Origin of the sequence: Kitasatospora sp. NPDC028055 (assembly GCF_040637885.1) — a bacterium.
Lineage (GTDB): Bacteria > Actinomycetota > Actinomycetes > Streptomycetales > Streptomycetaceae > Kitasatospora.
On the sequence record NZ_JBEZXE010000017.1, the window covers coordinates 100,413 to 117,858 of the forward strand.

Sequence of the window (17,446 nt, forward strand, 5' to 3'; positions counted from 1 at the left end):
GCAGAGCATGGTCATCATCGGCGGCGGCCTCGGCGGCCTGTCCACCGGCTGCTACGCGCAGATGAACGGCTACCGCAGCCAGGTCCTGGAGATGCATGAACTGCCCGGCGGCTGCTGCACCGCCTGGGACCGCGGCGAGTTCACCTTCGACTGCTGCGTCAGCTGGCTGCTGGGCAGTGGCCCGGGCAACGAGATGCACCGGATCTGGCTCGAACTCGGCGCCCTCCAGGGCAAGCGGATGCGCAACTTCGACGTGTTCAACGTGGTGCGCACCCGGGACGGCCGGGCGGTGCGCTTCTACTCCGACCCGGACCGGCTGGAGGCCCACCTGCTGGACCTCGCCCCCGAGGACGCCCGGCAGATCCGGCAGTTCTGCGCCGGCCTGCGCAAGTTCCGGGTGGCGCTGACCCGTTACCCCTTCCTCAAGCCGGTCGGGCTGATGGGCCGGTGGGAGCGCTGGCGGATGCTCGCCTCCTTCCTGCCGTACTTCAACGTGATCCGGCGCTCCATCTCGGTGCTGATGAGCGACTACTCGGCGCGGTTCCGCAGCCCGCTGCTGCGCGAGGCGTTCAACTTTGTCCTGTACGAGAAGCACCCCAACTTCCCGGTGCTGCCGACGTACTTCCAACTCGCCTCGCACGCCGGGCAGTCCGCCGGGGTGCCGGAGGGCGGCTCGCTCGGGCTGGCGCGCTCGGTCGAGCAGCGCTACCGGCGGCTCGGCGGCGAGATCACGTACAACGCCAAGGTCACCGAGATCCTGGTCGAGCGGGACACCGCCGTCGGGGTGCGGCTGAGCGACGGGCGCGAGGTACGGGCGGACGTGGTGGTGGCCGCCTGCGACGGGCGCACCACCATGCTGGACCTGCTCAAGGGCCGGTACCTGAACGACACCTACCGCCGGCTGTACACCAAGACGCTGACCGAGCCGGGCATGGTCTTCCCCGGCTACCTCACCGTCTTCCTCGGCCTGCGCACGCCGTTCCCGGCCGGGGACCCGTGCACCACCTACCTGCTGGAGGAGGAGTTCGCGGCCCGGCTCACCGGCATTCGGCACCCCAGCATCAACATCCAGTTCCGCAGCCGGCACTACCCCGAGCTGTCGCCCGCCGGGACCACCGTCGTCTACGCCAGCTACTTCTGCGACATCGCGCCCTGGCGGGCCCTGAGCACCGGCCCCGAGCAGGCCGTCCGGCTGCGGCGCGGCGAGGAGCTGCACACCCTGCCGGTCGGCCGGGGCCGGGAGTACCAGCGGGAGAAGCGCCGGGTGCGGGACGCCGTCATCGAGTTCCTGGACGGCCACCACCCCGGGCTGCGGGAGGCGGTGGCCGTCAAGGACGTCTCCACCCCGCTCACCCAGGTCCGCTACACCGGCAACTACGACGGCACGGTGCTCGGCTGGCAGCCCTTCGTGGAGGGCGGGGAGACCCTGGAGGAGGAGATCAAGCGCAACGGCCCCGGGCTGCCGGGCCTGGCCAACTTCTACCTCTCCGGCGTCTGGGCGACCACCGGCGGGCTGATCCGCGCGGCCGCTGCCGGCCGGCACGTCGTCCAGTTCATCTGCCGCGACGACGGCCGGCCGTTCACCGCCGAGGTGGACGACCACGCTCCGCCACCCATCCTGATCACCGACCCGGTCGGCCCCGACGACCGGCACTTTGGAGTCACTTCGTGAGCCAGACCGTGAACGAGTACGCCGGGACCGCAGAGGCCGTGATGACCGCCGGGAAGGTGCGGATCGAGAAATGGGTCGTCCGGGCCCATGTGGACGGGGTGCCGGACGTGGAGCGGATGTACGAGAAGGTCGTCGAGGAGGTGGACGTCCGGCTCGCCGAGGACGAGATGCTGCTGCGCACCCGCTGGGTGTCGGTCGACCCGTACCTCCAGGGCATCGCGCTGGACACCCCGGTCGGCGACCACATGGGCGCCGACTCGATCATGGAGGTGGTGCAGGCCGGCCCCGCCGCGCGGTTCGCCGTCGGGGACCTGGTGCAGGGCTTCGGCGGCTGGCGCAGCCACGTGATCGGCAACGGCGCGTCCTGGCTCTGGCAGACCGGCACCTTCCCGATGGTCTTCCCGGCCTTCCGCCGGCTGGACCTCGCCGACTACGACGAGCAGCTGCCGGTCACCACCGCGCTCGGCCTGCTCGGCGGCCCCGGGATGACCGCCTGGGGGACGGTGGAGAAGTTCCTGGACGTACGCCCCGGGCTGACGGTGCTGGTCAGCGGGGCCAGCGGCGCGGTCGGCTCGGTGGTCGGCCAGCTCGCCCGGCACCGCGGCGCCCGGGTGATCGGCACCACCGCGACCCCGGCGAAGGCCGCCCGGCTGCGGGAGCTGGGCTTCGACGCGGTGCTGGAGTACCGCGACGGGGACGACCCGGAGCGGCTGGCCAAGGAACTGGCCGAACTCGCCCCGGACGGCATCGACCGCTACTTCGACAGCCTGGGCGGCACGCTCACCGACACGGTCTTCGGGATGCTCTCGGTGGACAGCCGGGTCGCGGTCTGCTGGCAGTGGGGCAGCCAGGTCGGCGGTGCCTGGACGGGCCCCCGGCTGCTGCCGATGATCATGTTCCCGCGCACCGTGATCCGCGGCATCTTCGCGCTGGAGTGGTTCACCGAGGAGAACTGGGCCGCGCTGCGCCGGGACCTCGGCGCCCTGGTGCGCCGCGGGGAGCTGCGCTACCAGCAGACCGTCCACCAGGGCTTCGACAGCATCCCGGCCGCCTACCGCAGCCTGTACGTCGACCGGTCGGCGAGCCGGGGGAAGGTGCTGGTCGAGCTGTGAGCCGACCCTGCTGGGGATAGCCGGCGGCATGGTCCGGCCCACCGCCGGGGAGTACCGGGTCGGCGGCCGGGTCGTCCTGCTCGCCCAGGACAAGCCGCTCTACCGCACCTTCCGCGTCGCCGACATGCTGAACTTCGGCCGGCACACCAACCTGGTCTGGGACCAGCAGCGCGCACTCGGCTGGCTGGAGCGGTTCGGCGTCCCGCTCGACCGGCGCTGCGACAAGCTCTCCGGCGGCCAGCAGGCCCAGGTCGCGCTCGCCGTCGCGCTCGGCGCCTGCCCCTCGCTGCTCCTGCTGGACGAGCCGCTGGCCAACCTCGACCCGGTCGCCCGCAAGGCCGTCACCGGCGAACTGCTCGGCGAGGTCGCCGAGACCGGGATGACGGTGCTGCTCTCCACCCACGTGGTCGCCGAACTCGCCGGGGTGGGGGACCACCTGCTGCTGCTCGCGAACGGCCGGTCGATCCTCGACGGCGACACCGAGGACCTGCTCGCCCAGCACCTGCGGGTCACCGGCCCGCGCGCAGACCGGCCGCCGCTGGACGGGGAGGTCGTCCACGCGACCCACACCGCCCGGCAGTCCACCTTCACCGTGCGCGGCCTGCTCGGCCCGGCCACCCCCCTGGACGCCCCCGGCTGGACGGTCCACCCCGTCACCCTGGAGGACGTCGTGCTCGCCCACCTCAAGACCTCGATCGGGGAGACCGGACTGTGAGCACCACCACCGCGGCCCCGGCCGCCTGCACCAGGCCCGCCCCAGCTCCGCGCGGACACCTCTGGCGCGGCCTGCTCTGGCTCACCTGGCGCCAGCACCGGGCGGCCCTGATCTCCTTCGCCGCGCTCACCGCCGTCCTGCTGGCCTGGATGGCCGTCAACGCCGCCGAACTGAGCAGCGCGATCGACCTCTGCCACGGTCCGGGCTGCGCCAAGCCCGTCGCCGACGAGCGGGCCGGCCGGATCAAGGACGCTGCCGACATCGCCGGCTACCAGCTCAACCTGGTGGTCTTCCTGCCCGCCATGGTCGGCACCTTCCTCGGGGTGCCGCTGCTGGCCAAGGAGTACGAGCAGCGCACCCTGCTGCTCGCCTGGTCCCAGGACATCAGCCCGCAGCGCTGGCTGCTCGGCAAGCTCGCCCTGCTCGGCGGCTTCGTCGCGCTGCTCTCCGCGGCGCTCGCCGCCGAGTGCCTGCACGTCGCCCAGCTGGTCCACCTCGCCGAACGGCGCAGCCTGTTCGAGGGGACGCTGTTCCAGGCCGGCGGCTGGCTGCCGCTCACCCTCGGCCTCGCCTGGGGAACGTTCGGGGTCGCGGCGGGCGCCGCGCTGCGACGGCTGCTGCCCGCGTTCGCGGTGGTGCTCGGCGCCTTCGGCACCCGCACCTGGCTGCTGGAGCAGCTGCGCACGCACCTGCTCGCGCCGCTGACCAGGGTGCTGCCGCTGGCGCCGGACCGCACCGCCGGCCCGGACCCGCTGGCGCCGGTGCCCGACGAACTGCTGCTGGACGGCGGCAAGTCGCCCTTCGTGGACGCGGCCGGGCACCTCCACCCGTACAACGAGGTGATGAGCCAGTACTGCGGCAGCATCCCGGACGGGCGGGGCGACGCCTTCTTCTCCTGCCTCAAGCAGCAGGGGCTGGTCGGCATCCAGCAGAGCTACCAGCCGGCGGCCCGGCTGGGGACCTTCCACCTGATCGAGAACGGGCTGAACCTCACGGTGTTCGCGCTCTCGCTGGCCCTCGCCTGGTGGCTGGTGCGGCGGGGGCGGACCACGGTGTGACGGCCGCCGCCGGTGAGCGGGGAAGGGCCCCTCGGCCTGGCGGGGCCGAGGGGCCGGTCTGCGGAGCCAGGGGCCTGCGGGCCCGGGGTCAGCCCAGGGTGAACCAGGTGCTGCGGGACTTCTTCCACTCCGGGTGGGTGAGGTCCTTGGCGTCGGTGCCGTCGCCGTAGAGGTCGGCGGAGCCGTTGTCGGTGATCAGCTGGACGCGGGCGCCCGGGGCGTCGAGGTCCGGCAGGTCCGGGGCGGCCTCCCAGGCGCCGGCGTCGCCGGTGGGCAGGTCGAGCAGCTTGACCGGCTCGGAGCCCGGCCGGCCGTCCCAGCGGTAGAGCGCGTACGGGGCGGAGTTGTCCTCGGCCGCCCAGGAGCCCGCCACGATCACGTACTGGCCGAGGGCGTTGCGGCGCAGGTCGCGGACGGACAGGCCGCCGAGGTCCAGCTCGATCGGCTCGCCGATGGTCGCGTGGGTGCCCGAACCGTCGAACAGGGACGAGAAGTTGGTGACCGGCACCAGCAGCGCCCGGCCGCCGGTGACCGCCGGGGTGAGCGGGGCGCGGAAGCCCACGTACGCGGTGGTGGAGCTGCCCGGGGCGAACTCCAGGCCCTCGACGTTGAACCCGTCGACCTGCTTGGGCGCCTGGCCCTCGGCGGCGCCGGCCGCGAAGCCGTAGCGGTCGCCGTGGGCGCTGTCCCAGGCGATCAGGTCGTCGCGCAGGCCCTGGTAGGAACCGGTCAGCGACAGCTGGGTGTCGGCGCCGGAGCCGGTCACCCTGGTGGTGAACAGGGTGTGCCGGTCGGGCTTGACCTTGCCGTCCTTGTTGTTGCCCAGCGAGCCCGTCCAGTAGATCGTGTCGCCGACCCGCGCGGCGGCCTCGATGTCGATCTCGCTGCTGACGCCGAGCGCCGAGCTGAAGTCCCAGCTGCGCACCGGGGCGCCGGAGTTGGCGCGGTCGTAGAGCCGCAGGGTGTTGGACTCGTCGTCGCCGACCAGGAGGTAGCCGCCGCCCGCGTCCACGGCGGCCGAGGCGTCGCTGGAGCCCGTCAGGTAGCGGCTCGCGGCGGAGTCCCGGACGGCGGCCGAGGCGGCGTAGTGCAGGGTGCGGGTGGCGCTCCTGCCGCCCAGGCCGGTCACCTTGACGGTCAGGTCGGTGTAGCCGACGCCCCGGGCGGCGACCGCCAGGGTGCGGGTGGCGCCGCCGCCGGTCACCGTCACGTCGCCGGTCCGGGCCACCGAGGTCTTGGTGCTGGCCGAGGCCGCGACCGTCAGCGCCGAGGCGGGGGCGCCGCTCTGGGCGACCGTGACGCCCACCGTCGGGTCGCCGGTGGCGCCCACCGCGCCGGACAGGTAGCCGGCGGAGAAGGTGATCGTCGGAGTGCCGTACGAGGCGGCGGCGGAGGGCACCGCCGGGAGGGCGAGCACCGGGACCGCCGCGGCGGCGACGGCCAGCGGCAGCAGACGGCGGGTGGGGAGGAGCACGGTGACAGCCCTTCGACGCAGGGGAGTTGGGGCGGGGAAGTTGGCGCGGGGAAAGCCTGCTGTCCGTGGGCGAACGCCGACCCTACGTCAGCGAACGGCACGACGAACAGCAGGCTTCCGGCCCGGTTCCGTGGACTTCGAAGCGCGGCGTCAGCCGGAGATCCCGGCCGCGCGCAGCCGGCGCTCGACCTCCTCCCAGGTCGGGGTGACCGGGGCGGTCGGGCGGCTGCCCATGCCCTTGTCCTTGAAGCCGCTGGAGGTGGAGACGCAGACCACCGGGCCGTCCGCCGGGGCCTCGGCGCCGAGGCTGCGCAGCCCCGCCAGCCCGGCCGCCGCGGACAGCTCGGTCCACAGCCCGGCCCGGGACAGCTCCCGCTGGGCGTCGGCGAGTTGGCGGTCGTCCACGGTCAGCGCGGCGCCGCCGCTCCCGTTCACCGCCAGTACGCCGCGGTAGCCGCTCACCGGGGAGGCGATCGAGTACGCGTTGCTCGGGCCGACCGTCACGTGCGCGGCCGGGGCGCCCTCGGCGATCGCCCGGTGCAGCGGGCCGGAGGCCGCCGACTCGCAGGCGTAGATCCGCGGCACCCGGTCGGCCAGGCCCAGCCGGCGCAGCTCGGTGAAGCCCTTCCAGGCGCCGTAGAGCAGCTCGCCGTACCCGGTGGGGACGAACACCGCGCTCGGCACGCCGATGTCCTGGAAGATCTCGTACGCGACGGTCTTGTAGCCCTCGGGGCCGAAGGCGTGGCCGGTGTGGGTGGTCGTCAGGTTGCTGACCGGGTGCAGGCCGAAGCGCTCCACCACCTGCCGCAGCAGCGGCCAGCGGGCCTCCCAGGGGACGGGCAGCACCACGGCGCCGTAGGCGTTGAGGAAGGCGTCCACGGCGGGCGGGGTGTCCGGGCCGGTGAACACCACGCAGGGCAGCCCGGCGCGGGCGGCGTACGCCGCCGCCGAGGCGCCGTGGTTGCCCGAGGAGGCCACCGCGATGCCGGGCGCGCCGACGCCGACGGCGGCGCTTGTGGTGCAGCGGTTCAGCCGGTCCTTGTGGCTCCAGGTCGGGTTGCGGGACTCGTCCTTGACGTACACGCCCGGCCCGAGCTCGACCAGCGGGGTGGCGCCCTCGCCGAGGCCGGGGGCGAGCAGCGGGGGCAGCAGCGGGGCCCAGCGCTCCAGGCCGCCGCGGGCCTTCACAGGTGCGAACAGGGTCTCCGGGTCGGCCTTGTCGTAGGCGTAGTCGACCTCGACGGGGTAAGAGACGTCCTCCGTGCTGGTGCGCGGGCAGCCCGAGGTCAGCGGCGGCCAGAGGGGGTAGTCGAGGGTGGGGTCGCCGAGCGAGCGCTGGCCGGTTGCGAGGGAGTCCGAGGTTGCCATGTAAGCAGCCTAGGTGGCTTTCGGGTGCTACCGGGCAGGTTTTTGAATCTTGTTCGGCAGGGGACACTCACGGGGTGCCGAACCTCGGGCGTCGGGCGCCCGAAGTCGGACAGGAGCCGGGAGGCGAGATGGACAGCGGGATACGGGCGATGGTCGACGCGGTCGACGAGGCGCGGCGGCAGCTGCGGGAGAACGCGCTGCCGAAGGCGCGGGACAACGGGCGGGACAAGGTCCCGGCGGCGGAGGAGGCTCAGCTGTTGGGATCGCTGGCCGCGCTGGTCGACGCTGCGGGGGAGCTGGCCGCCGCGATGACCGCGCGCATCAACACCCCGGACACCCGTAAGACCTACCGGCTTGCGGGCAAGCGGCTCTGCGACGAGGCGGGCCACCTGAGAGGCGATCAGCGGGACGCGGCCAAGCGGGCCGAGTGAGCACCGCCGGTGCCCCCGTGTGAGAGGGCACCGGCGGCCGTTCGTCCCGGCTCAGCGGTGGGTGGTGAACTGCACCACCTGCTGGTAGGTCGGGCGGTTCTGCCAGGTGGTCTTCGCGTCCGTCACCCCGCCCAGCGGCCGCTGGATGATGGTGTCGGCGCACCACTGGTCGCCCGCCGTGCAGTCCGCGTCGCCCGGGTAGACCTGGGCCGGGGTCTGGGCGGCGGCCTTGGCCAGGGTGGTCAGCAGCACGGTGCGGCAGGCCGCGAGGTCGCCGCCGCCGCAGAACGGGCGGGCCAGCGGGCCGGCCACCGGGTCGCCGAGGACGGCCCGCAGGTCCTTGTCCAGGTAGCTCCACCAGCCGTACTGGAAGGCCGAACCCTTGTGCGGGATGGCCTCGTTGGCGCTCACCGGGCCGCCGCCGGTGGCGCCGGTCTGGCCGCCGGAGGGCGACTCGTTGATCTGCAGCGCACCGGTCAGCGCCGAGAACAGCTGGTCCCCGAGCCCCGGCCGCATGACGCCGTCGGCGACCAGCGGCCACCAGGCGTCCATCACCCGGATCGCGGTCGCGTCCGCGTAGGCGTGGCTGCCCGCGGCGGTCTCCTTGCGCTGGGCGCCGTCGGCGAGCCAGGCCTCCAGCTGCTGGAGGGCGGTGGCGGCGGCCGGGTCGGTGACCGGGGCGCTGCGCAGCACCCGGATCAGGTCGGGCAGCACGTCCTCGGCCCGCAGGTCGGCCAGGGCGGCGCCCTCCATGGCCTGGGTGAGGGTGACCCGGCTCGCCTTGCCGCCGCCCTGGAGCAGCGCCTTGACCCGGTCGTCGAGCAGGTTGGCGCGGTGCACCGAGCCGTTGCCGAAGCCGGCGGCCGTGTAGCCGTCCGCCTGCTTGTTGTTCCAGGAGACGTAGTAGTCCTGGTTGACGGACTGCGGGTGCTCGGCCGGCGGGGTGTACCGGGCGGTGTTGGTGGCCGGGTCGAAGTCGGCCCACTCGTAGGCGGGTCGGGCGAGTACGGGCAGTCCGGCGTCCACCCCGGGGGCGCGCACCGGGTTGCTGCCGGAGTTGTAGTAGGCGATGTCGCGGGAGTCGGCGTAGAACCAGTTGAAGGTGTAGTTGATGTCCTGCGCGGCCCGCTGGAAGCTCGGCGCGTCGTGCACCGCGCCGGGATCGTTCAACTCCTGGAAGCCGATGATGGAATCGGCCTCGTGGCGGTAGGTGGAGCGCAGCGAGGTGAAGGCGACGGGTGCCCCGCCGACGGTGCCGCGGGCCGTCACCAGGCCGTAGTTGGAGCGGTACATCACCAGGGTGTAGGAGCCGGCCGGGGTGGAGTCGGCGGTGGTCGGGCTCCAGGCGTCCTTGCGCTCCAGCCGGTCGAAGGGCAGGCACTGCCCGTGCCAGAGGTAGGAGTTGGCGGCGGTGGTGACCGGCGAGCCGTCGGTGGTGCAGAGCGGGACGGCGTAGGTGTCGGTGATGTCCTGCCCGGCCGAGGTGGCGCTCCAGGCGTAGTCCTGGCCGCGGCCGAGCTGCACGTAGAAGCTGAGGCCCGCGAAGGCCGCGCCGCGGGCGCTGATGCCGGGGCCCTGGATCTCCTCCAGCATCAGCAACTGCGGGGCGAAGTAGCCGGTTTGGGGGCCGAACACGGCGACCGGGTGGCCGTCGTCGGTGTGCGCGCCGGAGACCAGCAGGGCGTTGGACATGCCGTGCTTGGCGGTGAGCAGGTTGCCCGGCAGGACGCCGTCCGCCTTCGTGGTCGCGGAGTTCGCAGAGCCGGTGGCGTCGTAGACCACCTTCTCCGGCACCACCGAGCCCGGGTCCGGCAGGGCCTGGCCCTGCGGGGCGTCCGGCACCGTGGCGTACGGGAAGCTCTGGCCGTCGTGCAGGGTGCGGACGGCCTCCGGGTCGTCGGACTCGCGCAGCGACTTCCACAGCGCGTCCCCGGCGTCCCTGCCGTACCGGGCCTCGGCGGCCGACTTCACCTGGGCGGAGGCGAGTTCACCGCCGCCGCCGGCGCCGAACAGCGCGCCGACCACGGAGGCCAGGGCGACCAGGTCGGTCAGCTTGAACGGCTCGATCGAACCGGCGTTGGTGATCGGGTCGATGTGGCCGGTGAGGTCGTACTCGCCGGGGAAGGTCCGGGCGTTGTACGCCTGGCTCGCGTACTGGTTGATGCCGTCCAGGTACGCGGTGGCGTCCGCGAGCGCCTGGGTGGCCCGGCCGCCGCGGGCGGCGAGCGCGTCGATCTGCTGCTGCAACTCGGCCTCGGTGTACGGGGCGGCCTGCCAGAAGCTCTGCTCCAGCTGCCGGTTGGCGGCCGCGCCGCCGGCGAAGCCGGACAGCTGGCCGCGGCCGACGTGCCGGAACAGGTCCATCACCCAGAGCCGGTCCTGCGCGGCGGCGTAGCCCGCGCCGAACTCGGTGCCGTAGCGGGTGGTGCCGCTGATGTGGGGGACACCGGTGGCCTTGTCGCGCACGATCGTCACGTCCGGGCGCGGGCTGACGGTGCTGGCCACCTGGTCGGCGGGGACGCCGAAGGAGGCGTCGTTGAAGAAGTTCCGCAACCCGGCCTCGGTCAGCCCCGGGTAGCCGGAGGCGAGGGCCGAGTACGGGCCGAGTTGGTCGTCGGTGTGCGCGGGGCGGCTGCCGAACATCCGGTTGAGCAGGATCTCGGTGAGGGTGGCGTTGCCGTTCTCGCCGGGCGGGAGGATGTCGGTGCAGCGGCCGCCGCAGTAGTCGGGGGCGGCGGCCGGGGTGGGGGCGGCGGTGGCGGGCGCGGTCAGGGCGGCGGTCACGAACAGGGCCGACGCGAGCGCGACGGCCGCGAGCCGGAGGGGGTGGGGGCGGCGGGTGCGTGGGGGCAAGGCGAGCTCCTCCGTCGAAGCCACGGGGAGTCGACGGTAGGGGTGCTACTGGCCGGTTGGCTAGTGCCGTGCATGCCATTTCGCCGGTGATGCACCGGAGTTGGGGGACGGTGAGAGACGTTGGGGAGCCTTGGGCCGCGGGGCGAGGGAGCGGATGGCCTCCGGGGGGAACGGATGTCGGTGGGGTCGGTTAGGGTCGCTCGCGGTAGTGGGTGATCTTCCGTCGTGACGGTGGCGGGGCAAGGGGTGCGTGGTGGGGCGGGAGCTGCTTTCTGCTGGTGAGGCGTGCTGGGGGCGGGCGTACCTGGATGTGGGGGCTTCGGGGGAGGAGCCGCTGCGGGTGGTCGAGGGGCTGCACCTGCTGGGGGAGGCCCGTTACGAGGGCTGGGAGGGGCCCGCGGCGGTGCTGCTGGACGGGGTGAGCGGGGAGGTGTTCCTCGGGCGGCCGGACGACGGCGGGGTGCTGCGGCGGGACTTGCTGGCCAGCAGTGTGGAGTGCCTGGTGGCGCTGGCGCGGGTGGTCGAGGGGCTCGGTGGGGGACGGGAGTACGGGCCGGCTGGGGTCGCCGAGCTCGTGGCGGCCGGGCGGCAGCGGCTGCGCGAGGCGGATCCGGAGCTGTACCGGCGGACGGACGGTCGGCCCGCGCACTGGGAGGCGGCGCTGACGGTCCGTGCCCTGGCGTGGGGTGCCGAGGCGGGCGGGGCGGGGGAGTTGGCGTATGCCGTCACTCCGGCCTTGGTGGAGGACCTGGCGACGGCGGAGGGGGAGGGGACCGTCCGTCGGTTCGGGGAGGACGAGGTGCCCGCGAGTGTGACGCACGGTCCGACCCGGCGGCTGCTGGTCGAGGTCGGGCTGCCGGTGTCCCAGGACTGCGTGCTCTCCGTGGACGCCGAGGGGCCGCTGGAGGGCTACGAGCCGGAGGAGGACGACGAGGAGGAGCCCTCGGACCGGGCGTACCAGCGGGGGTTCCCGGTGCTCGGCGGGTGGATGTACGAGTTCGACGCACTGCTCGACGGCGCGACCGGGCGGGTCGAGCTCACCGATGTGTGGGGTGACGGCGGGACGGCCGCCTACTTGCACCGGGACCTCTCCGCGCTGCTGTACACGCTCTGGACCTTCCACCGGCTGCGGGCCGCCCGGGAGGAGGCGTACCAGGCGCGGAAGGAAGCCCCCTGGTCGGTGTTCGACCCGTGCGAGCTGTTCGACGGCGCGGCCGAGGAGGCGCTGCGGGCGATCGACCCGGAGGCCTTCGCGAGCGAGGAGCACTTCTGGCCGATCCGGATCGACGACGGGCACATGGGCAGTCTGTTGGAGTAGTCGGATTGCTGGAGTAGTCGGAGCAACTGGAGTAGGGGGTCGGCCGGTGGATCGGCGATTGGCCGCGGTGGTGTGGCGGCGGAAGAGGCTGCTGCTCCTGCCGGGGCTCACGGTGGCGGTGGTGGGTGGGGTCGCCGCGTCGGTGGTGTGGGCGGAGGTGCTGCTCGGGGGGAGCCTGGTGGTCGGGGTCGCCGGGCTGGTGGTGCTGTTGTTCCTGGTGACCTTCGGCAATGCGGCGATGCTGATCGCGGCCGATGACGCTCTGCGGGGGCGGGCGGTAAGGGTCGGCTCCAGTTGTGCGCGGGCGGCGGGGCGATTGCCGGTGATCGCGGGCTGGGCGGTCGGCGGGGCTCTCACCATGCTGGTGGGGGCGGTGCTGCTGGTCGGGGTCGGCTGGTTGATGGCGAGCTACCTGGTGCTGCCGGCGATGGTGCTCGACGGTGTCGGGATCCGCGAGGCGCTGCGGAGGTCCCGGAAGGTGTACCGGCGTGAGGGTTGGGCGAGTGCCCGGGGTTCGGGCTGGCTGGCCCTGCCGGTGGTGCTGACCTTGATGCCGTCGCTGGTGGTCCTGGTCCTGGGCCTCACCTCGAAGGACCGGGTGCTCGGTGCGCTGCTGGTCGCGGGCGCGGTGGTGTGCCTGGGCGGTGGGTTGGCGGTGACGGCGGGCCTGTCCGGGGTGTTCCGGGCCCGGTACTACCGGGAGGCGACGGGGAGGCCGGTCGAGGCCGTGCCGGTGCAGGAGGTGCATCAGGTGCAGCCGGTGTTGCACGTGTCGCCGGTGGAGTAGGACGCCAGTGGGTCGGCAGCCGTGGGGGCGGCTGCCGACCCGGGGGCCGTGCCCGGCTCAGTCGGGCAGGTGCGGGGGTGGGGTGGCCGGTCAGGGCTTGAGGATGAGGCGGATGGGGTTGCCTTCCTTGCGCTCCAGGGCCTCGACGGCGCGGGCGGCGTCGGCCAGGGGGAAGGTGCCGCTGACCGAGCGGGCGAAGTCGAGGCGGCCGCCGCGGACCAGGTCGACCAGGTCGATGACGTCCTGGCCGTCGGAGCCGTAGTGGCCCAGGATCTGCTGGCGCAGGTAGCTGACCATGGTGCCCTTGGTGATGGTCAGCGGCTTGTCGGTGAGGCCGACCAGGACCAGGCGGCCGCGTTCGCCGAGGGCGGCCACGGCCTGTTCGCGGACGGGCGCGACACCGGCGAAGTCGAAGGCGGCGGCGAGGGGGCGGCCGGCGGTGGCCTCGCGCAGGCGGTCGGCGAACTGCGGGTCGGCGGGGTCGAGGGCGGCGTCGGCACCGAAGGCGAGGGCGCGCTCGCGGGCGGCGGGCAGCGGGTCGACGGCGACGATCGGGAAGGCGCCGATGGCGCGCAGCAGTTGGACGCCGTGGGCGCCGAGCCCGCCGACGCCCCAGACGCCGACCGGCTCGGCGGGGCGGACGGCGCCGGTGCCGGTGATGGCGGCCCAGGGGGTGGAGACCGCGTCGGGGATGAAGCAGGCCTGCTCGAAGGGGAGTTCGTCGGGAATCGGGACGAGCGTGGTGGCGGTGGCGAGGGCGTACTCGGCCCAGCCGCCGTCGTAGTCCACGCCGCGGGTGTGCACCCGGCCGTTGCGGGTCTCGCCGGCCTGGAGCAGCACCCGGTCGCCGACGGCGGCGGTGGTGACGCCCGCGCCGAGGGTGTGCACGGTGCCCGCGACCTCGTGGCCGAGGGTGACCTTGTCGCCCTGGAGGAGGAAGGGCTTGAGGGTGCCGTCGATGAGGTGGACGTCGGAGAGGCAGACGCCCGCGGCCTCGACCCTGATCAGCACCTTGCCCGGTCCGGGGGTCGGGACGGGCACTTCCTCGACGGCGAACGCGCCCTTGGTGACGTCGAGTCGGCCGGCGAGCATCGTGGCGGTCATCGGGACTTCCCTTCTGCCGGGGGTGGCGGGACCGGGGGAGTGTGCCTCGCCACCCCAAACTTGCTTGTTAGCCAACAAGCAAGTTCAACCCTAGCATGGTGCCATGCCCACGCACGATGACCCGGCCACCGGCACGACCGCCCGTACGACGGCGGCCCGCGCGGCCGCTCCGCAGGGCGCCCAGCCCCGCCGTACCCAGGCCGAACGGCGCGCCCACGCCGAGGCGGCGCTGATCGCCGCCGCCGCCCGGCTGATCGCAGAGCACGGCAGCACCGGGGTCACCCTGGCCAGGGTGGGGGAGGAGGCGGGGTTCAGCCGGGGCCTGGCCACCCACTACTTCGGCTCCAAGGCCGCGCTGCTCGCCCGGCTCCAGGAGGAGGCGCTGGCCGAGGCGATGGCGGCGGCCGCGCCCGAGCGCAGTGGCGCCGGGGCGGCGGAGGAGCTGTGCCGCTTCGCCCGGGGTGTGCTGGAGGGCGTGCGGAACCCGACGGACCTGGGCCGGGCCTTCGTGGTCCTGGGGGCGGAGGCCCTCGCGGGCACCTCCGAGCTGACGCCGGCGGTGGCGGAGCTGGACGCCCGGACGCGCGCCTGGGTGGTGGACGTGCTCGGCCAGACGGACGTGCTCGGCCAGGGCGTGGCGGACGGCGAGCTGCGGGCCGGGGTGGGCGCCGGGGTGGATGCCGGGGCCTTCGCGTTCGCCTTCGTGGGGCTGCTCAAGGGGCTGGTGGTGCAGGCGGCGGCCGCGCCGGAGGCCTTCGACGTGGCGACCGCGACGGTGGAGGCGGAGCGCTGGATCCGGTTGGCGCTCGTCGCGGACTGAGGACCGGGCGGGGGCGCGCCGCTCGGCGCCGGACTGCTGACGGTGCCGGACTGCCGACGGAACGGGGCGACTCCGGGCTACTGACGTATCCGGACTGCTGAGGAGCCGGACTGCCGCTGGGAGCGGCTGCGGGTCGGGGGTGTCGCGATGCGGACCCGGGTGGTGGCGGGTGCCTGCTCCAGGTCGTCCAGCTGGGCGAGGATGGTGGCGCGCAGCTCGTCGTCGTCCTCGAAGTGGTGGTCGTTGAAGAGGGTGTAGCCCGTCCACATCAGGTTGGCGCACACCCGGGCCGGCACCCGCCCGGTCCGGGCGCCCATGCCGACCAGGGCCACCGAGCGGATGCTGTCCGGCGCCAGCCGGTTCTGCCGGTGGACGGCCTGGAAGGCGGCGGCGCAGGCGAGGGCGACGTTCAGCGTCTCGCTCACGTTCTGCGAGGAGGTCTGCATCGTGGGCGCCGAGATCAGGAACTTCGGGTTGACCGCACCGGAGGGCACGCAGACCGCGCTGCCCACCGGCAGGGCGCCCGCGTGCTGGTCGCGGATCGCCCGCTGCACCTTGAGCTGGATGCCCGCCCCGAGGTGGCGCTTGATCGCCGCGTCCGCCCCGCCGTCCATCCGGCCCTTGGAGTTGGTCGGGCTGACCCAGGCGTCGACCTGCTCGGTGAGGATCGAGCCCTGCCGGATCTCGATGCCGGGGGTGTCGGCGAAGGCGGCCCGCCAGGACTCGACCACCGAGGCGTTGAGGTCCGTCAGCACCACCCTGAGCGGGGACTGCGAGCGGTCCGTCGTCATGTTGCAACTCCTTTCGTACGGGGAGGGGTTCTCCCTGTCGTTCCCGACGCTAGCGCGCAGCACTGACAATCCGTCCGGGGTCGTTCAGGCAGGTGGGCCGTCGGGCCGGATTGTCAGTGCCGGCTGTTAGGAATGTGTCGTCCGCCGGAAAGCTGACGGACCGTCATCCGATGCCTTCCGTGACCCGACCAGCCGGAGTACCACCATGAGCGCTGCCGACACCTCTGCCACCAACCAGCCCGAAAAGCACGACCCGAACGACCCGTTGGCCCTCGCGGAGCTGTTCCACGGCGGCGGCGAGCCGTGGCTTCCGGTGCTCAAGCCGGTGATCGAGGCGCAGTCCGGTGCGGCCTCGTTCATCGGCCCGGCGCGCAGCCCGGAGGTCGTGCCGGTCCGCGAGCTGACCTTCCAGGCGCTCAAGCCGCACGCCCCGCACCGGTGGAAGGTGGTGGTCTTCGGGCAGAACCCGTACCCGCGCCCGGAGAGCGCCACCGGCATCGCGATGTTCGACAACGCCTTCCACGACTGGAAGGACAGCCAGTTCGGCCGGGTGATCAGCATCCGCTGCATCATCAAGGCCGCGGCGATGTGGAAGTACGGCATTCCCAAGAAGACGCCGATCGCGGACATCCGCGCGCTGTTGAAGAAGGAGGAGACGGTCCAGCCGCCGGAGTGGTTCCAGGCGATGCTGACCCAGGGCGTGCTGCTGCTGAACGCGGCGCTGACCGCCAGTGCGGACGGCGCGATGGGCCCGGAGCAGCACACCGGGTTCTGGCGCCCGGTGGCCGAGCGGATCGTGGAGGAGATCCTGCGGGCCAAGCAGGAGGCGGGGGAGGAGGACCGGGGTGTGGTCTTCGCCTGGTGGGGTGCGCACGCACGCAGCTTGAAGAGTGTGGTGCAGCGCTTGGAGAAGAAGTACCCGGGGGTCGAGGTCCGGCACATCGACCACGCCAACCCGGCGGCCCAGGGTGACATCTTCTGCGACAACGAGCACTTCGCCGCGGTGAACGCCGCGCTCGGCTCGCTCGGCGCGGACGGGATCGACTGGCTGCCGAGCAAGGGCTGGGACGTCGGCGCGGCGGCGGTCGGGGGCGCGGACGGCGGCGTCGCCGAGCGGATGGGCGCGTTCATCGCGTCCACCATGGAGCTGCACCAGCTGTACCTGGACCGGCTCGCCGGCGTGAAGGACGAGGGGCTCGAACTCCCGGCCATCAGCGGGGTGTTCGACACGCCGCTGATGGACTTCCGGGCGGCGGTGGCCCCGGTGGCCGAGCTGCTGCGCGGCCTGGACCGGCACGTCACGCTGTCGCACGAGTTCGGCAAGCGGCGGGCGGACGAGTGGGCGGCCGAGCGTGCGGCCGGGCAGGTGGACGGGCAGGTGGCCGGGAGGCCGGACGGGCGCGGCGGCGCGGGGGTGCCCGACGGGCTGTCCGCGGACGCGATCGCCGCGCTGTACCTGTACACCTGCGAGTCGGCGTTCTACCGGGAGATCAACGCGGTGCTGCGCTCCCCGGACCGGGCCCGGCTGGTGCCGTACCTGCCGTACCTGCGGCTGTTGTTCGCGGCGGTGTCGCAGCTGCCGGTGCGGACGGAGCCGCTCTGGCGCGGGGTGGCGCTGGACCTGCGCAAGCAGTACCCGCTGGGGCGGACGGTGACGTGGTGGGGGGTGTCCTCCTGCACGTCCGAGCTGGGCGTGGCGAAGTCCTTCCTGGGCAGCCGGGGCAAGCGGACGCTGTTCGAGGTGCGGCCGCTGCGCGCCACGGGCATCCAGCGGTTTTCGGCGTTCACGGGCGAGGAGGAGTACATCCTGCTGCCCGGTACCCAGTTGGAGGTCACGGACGTGCAGGCCCAGCGCGGTGGGCTGTGCACGGTGACGCTGACCGAGGTCGCGGAGGCGCCGTTGGTGTCCTGAGCCGCCGACCCGTCCACGAGCGGGAATCCGA

14 protein-coding genes are annotated in these 17,446 nt (G+C 73.4%); 9 read left to right on the forward strand and 5 right to left on the reverse strand.

All coding sequences use genetic code 11. From position 1 onward, the window contains the following. Positions 1-7: 7 nt before the first annotated feature. Genes AB0F71_RS19325 through AB0F71_RS19340 form a run of 4 tightly spaced genes read left to right on the forward strand, consistent with a single transcriptional unit; the run spans position 8 to position 4,557 of the window. Positions 8-1,672: an NAD(P)/FAD-dependent oxidoreductase gene (locus AB0F71_RS19325; RefSeq protein ID WP_360235611.1), complete on the forward strand. Its 1,665-nt coding sequence runs from the start codon at positions 8-10 to the stop codon at positions 1,670-1,672. A 56-nt stretch (positions 1,673-1,728) separates the two neighbouring features. Continuing rightward, positions 1,729-2,784, forward strand: a complete 1,056-nt coding sequence (locus AB0F71_RS19330; protein WP_360235614.1) for an NADP-dependent oxidoreductase — start codon at positions 1,729-1,731, stop codon at positions 2,782-2,784. Between the two features lie 28 nt (positions 2,785-2,812). Continuing rightward, on the forward strand, positions 2,813-3,499 hold the full coding sequence (locus AB0F71_RS19335) for an ATP-binding cassette domain-containing protein (protein ID WP_360235520.1): 687 nt from the start codon (positions 2,813-2,815) through the stop codon (positions 3,497-3,499). Next, entirely contained in the window at positions 3,496-4,557 is a 1,062-nt protein-coding gene (locus tag AB0F71_RS19340) for a hypothetical protein (protein ID WP_360235523.1), read from the forward strand. Before AB0F71_RS19335 ends, AB0F71_RS19340 begins: the two co-directional genes overlap by 4 nt. Positions 4,558-4,645: 88 nt before the next feature. Here the strand turns inward: AB0F71_RS19340 and AB0F71_RS19345 are convergent, their stop codons facing one another. Next, on the reverse strand, positions 4,646-6,001 hold the full coding sequence (locus tag AB0F71_RS19345; protein WP_360235617.1) for a hypothetical protein: 1,356 nt from the start codon (positions 5,999-6,001) through the stop codon (positions 4,646-4,648). A 180-nt stretch (positions 6,002-6,181) separates the two neighbouring features. Beyond that, complete coding sequence (locus tag AB0F71_RS19350) at positions 6,182-7,399, reverse strand: pyridoxal-phosphate dependent enzyme (protein ID WP_360235526.1); 1,218 nt, start codon at positions 7,397-7,399, stop codon at positions 6,182-6,184. Positions 7,400-7,527: 128 nt separating this feature from the next. Here AB0F71_RS19350 and AB0F71_RS19355 point away from each other — a divergent pair, with 128 nt between their 5' ends. Then, positions 7,528-7,830 carry a hypothetical protein gene (locus AB0F71_RS19355; protein ID WP_360235529.1) on the forward strand — a complete coding sequence of 101 codons (303 nt, stop codon included), beginning with the start codon at positions 7,528-7,530 and terminating at the stop codon, positions 7,828-7,830. Between the two features lie 51 nt (positions 7,831-7,881). Here AB0F71_RS19355 and AB0F71_RS19360 read toward each other — a convergent pair whose 3' ends face one another. After that, on the reverse strand, positions 7,882-10,614 hold the full coding sequence (locus AB0F71_RS19360; protein WP_360235620.1) for a penicillin acylase family protein: 2,733 nt from the start codon (positions 10,612-10,614) through the stop codon (positions 7,882-7,884). Between the two features lie 409 nt (positions 10,615-11,023). On the opposite strand from AB0F71_RS19360, the gene AB0F71_RS19365 reads away from it, so the two are divergent. Together AB0F71_RS19365 and AB0F71_RS19370 are read left to right on the forward strand one after the other, a co-directional pair. After that, positions 11,024-12,001, forward strand: a complete 978-nt coding sequence (locus AB0F71_RS19365; protein ID WP_360235532.1) for an SUKH-4 family immunity protein — start codon at positions 11,024-11,026, stop codon at positions 11,999-12,001. Between the two features lie 46 nt (positions 12,002-12,047). Next, complete coding sequence (locus AB0F71_RS19370; protein WP_360235535.1) at positions 12,048-12,788, forward strand: hypothetical protein; 741 nt, start codon at positions 12,048-12,050, stop codon at positions 12,786-12,788. 90 nt (positions 12,789-12,878) lie between these two features. Here AB0F71_RS19370 and AB0F71_RS19375 read toward each other — a convergent pair whose 3' ends face one another. Then, positions 12,879-13,892, reverse strand: coding sequence for a zinc-binding dehydrogenase (locus tag AB0F71_RS19375; RefSeq protein ID WP_360235538.1), 1,014 nt, complete (start codon positions 13,890-13,892; stop codon positions 12,879-12,881). A 103-nt stretch (positions 13,893-13,995) separates the two neighbouring features. Between AB0F71_RS19375 and AB0F71_RS19380 the strand changes: the two genes are divergently transcribed. Continuing rightward, positions 13,996-14,712, forward strand: coding sequence for a TetR family transcriptional regulator (locus AB0F71_RS19380; protein WP_360235541.1), 717 nt, complete (start codon positions 13,996-13,998; stop codon positions 14,710-14,712). 77 nt (positions 14,713-14,789) lie between these two features. On the opposite strand, the gene AB0F71_RS19385 is transcribed toward AB0F71_RS19380, so the two are convergent. Further along, positions 14,790-15,503, reverse strand: coding sequence for a macro domain-containing protein (locus AB0F71_RS19385; protein WP_360235544.1), 714 nt, complete (start codon positions 15,501-15,503; stop codon positions 14,790-14,792). Positions 15,504-15,708: 205 nt separating this feature from the next. Here AB0F71_RS19385 and AB0F71_RS19390 point away from each other — a divergent pair, with 205 nt between their 5' ends. Further along, entirely contained in the window at positions 15,709-17,415 is a 1,707-nt protein-coding gene (locus tag AB0F71_RS19390) for an ADP-ribosyltransferase domain-containing protein (protein WP_360235547.1), read from the forward strand. The last annotated feature ends 31 nt before the right edge of the window (positions 17,416-17,446 follow it).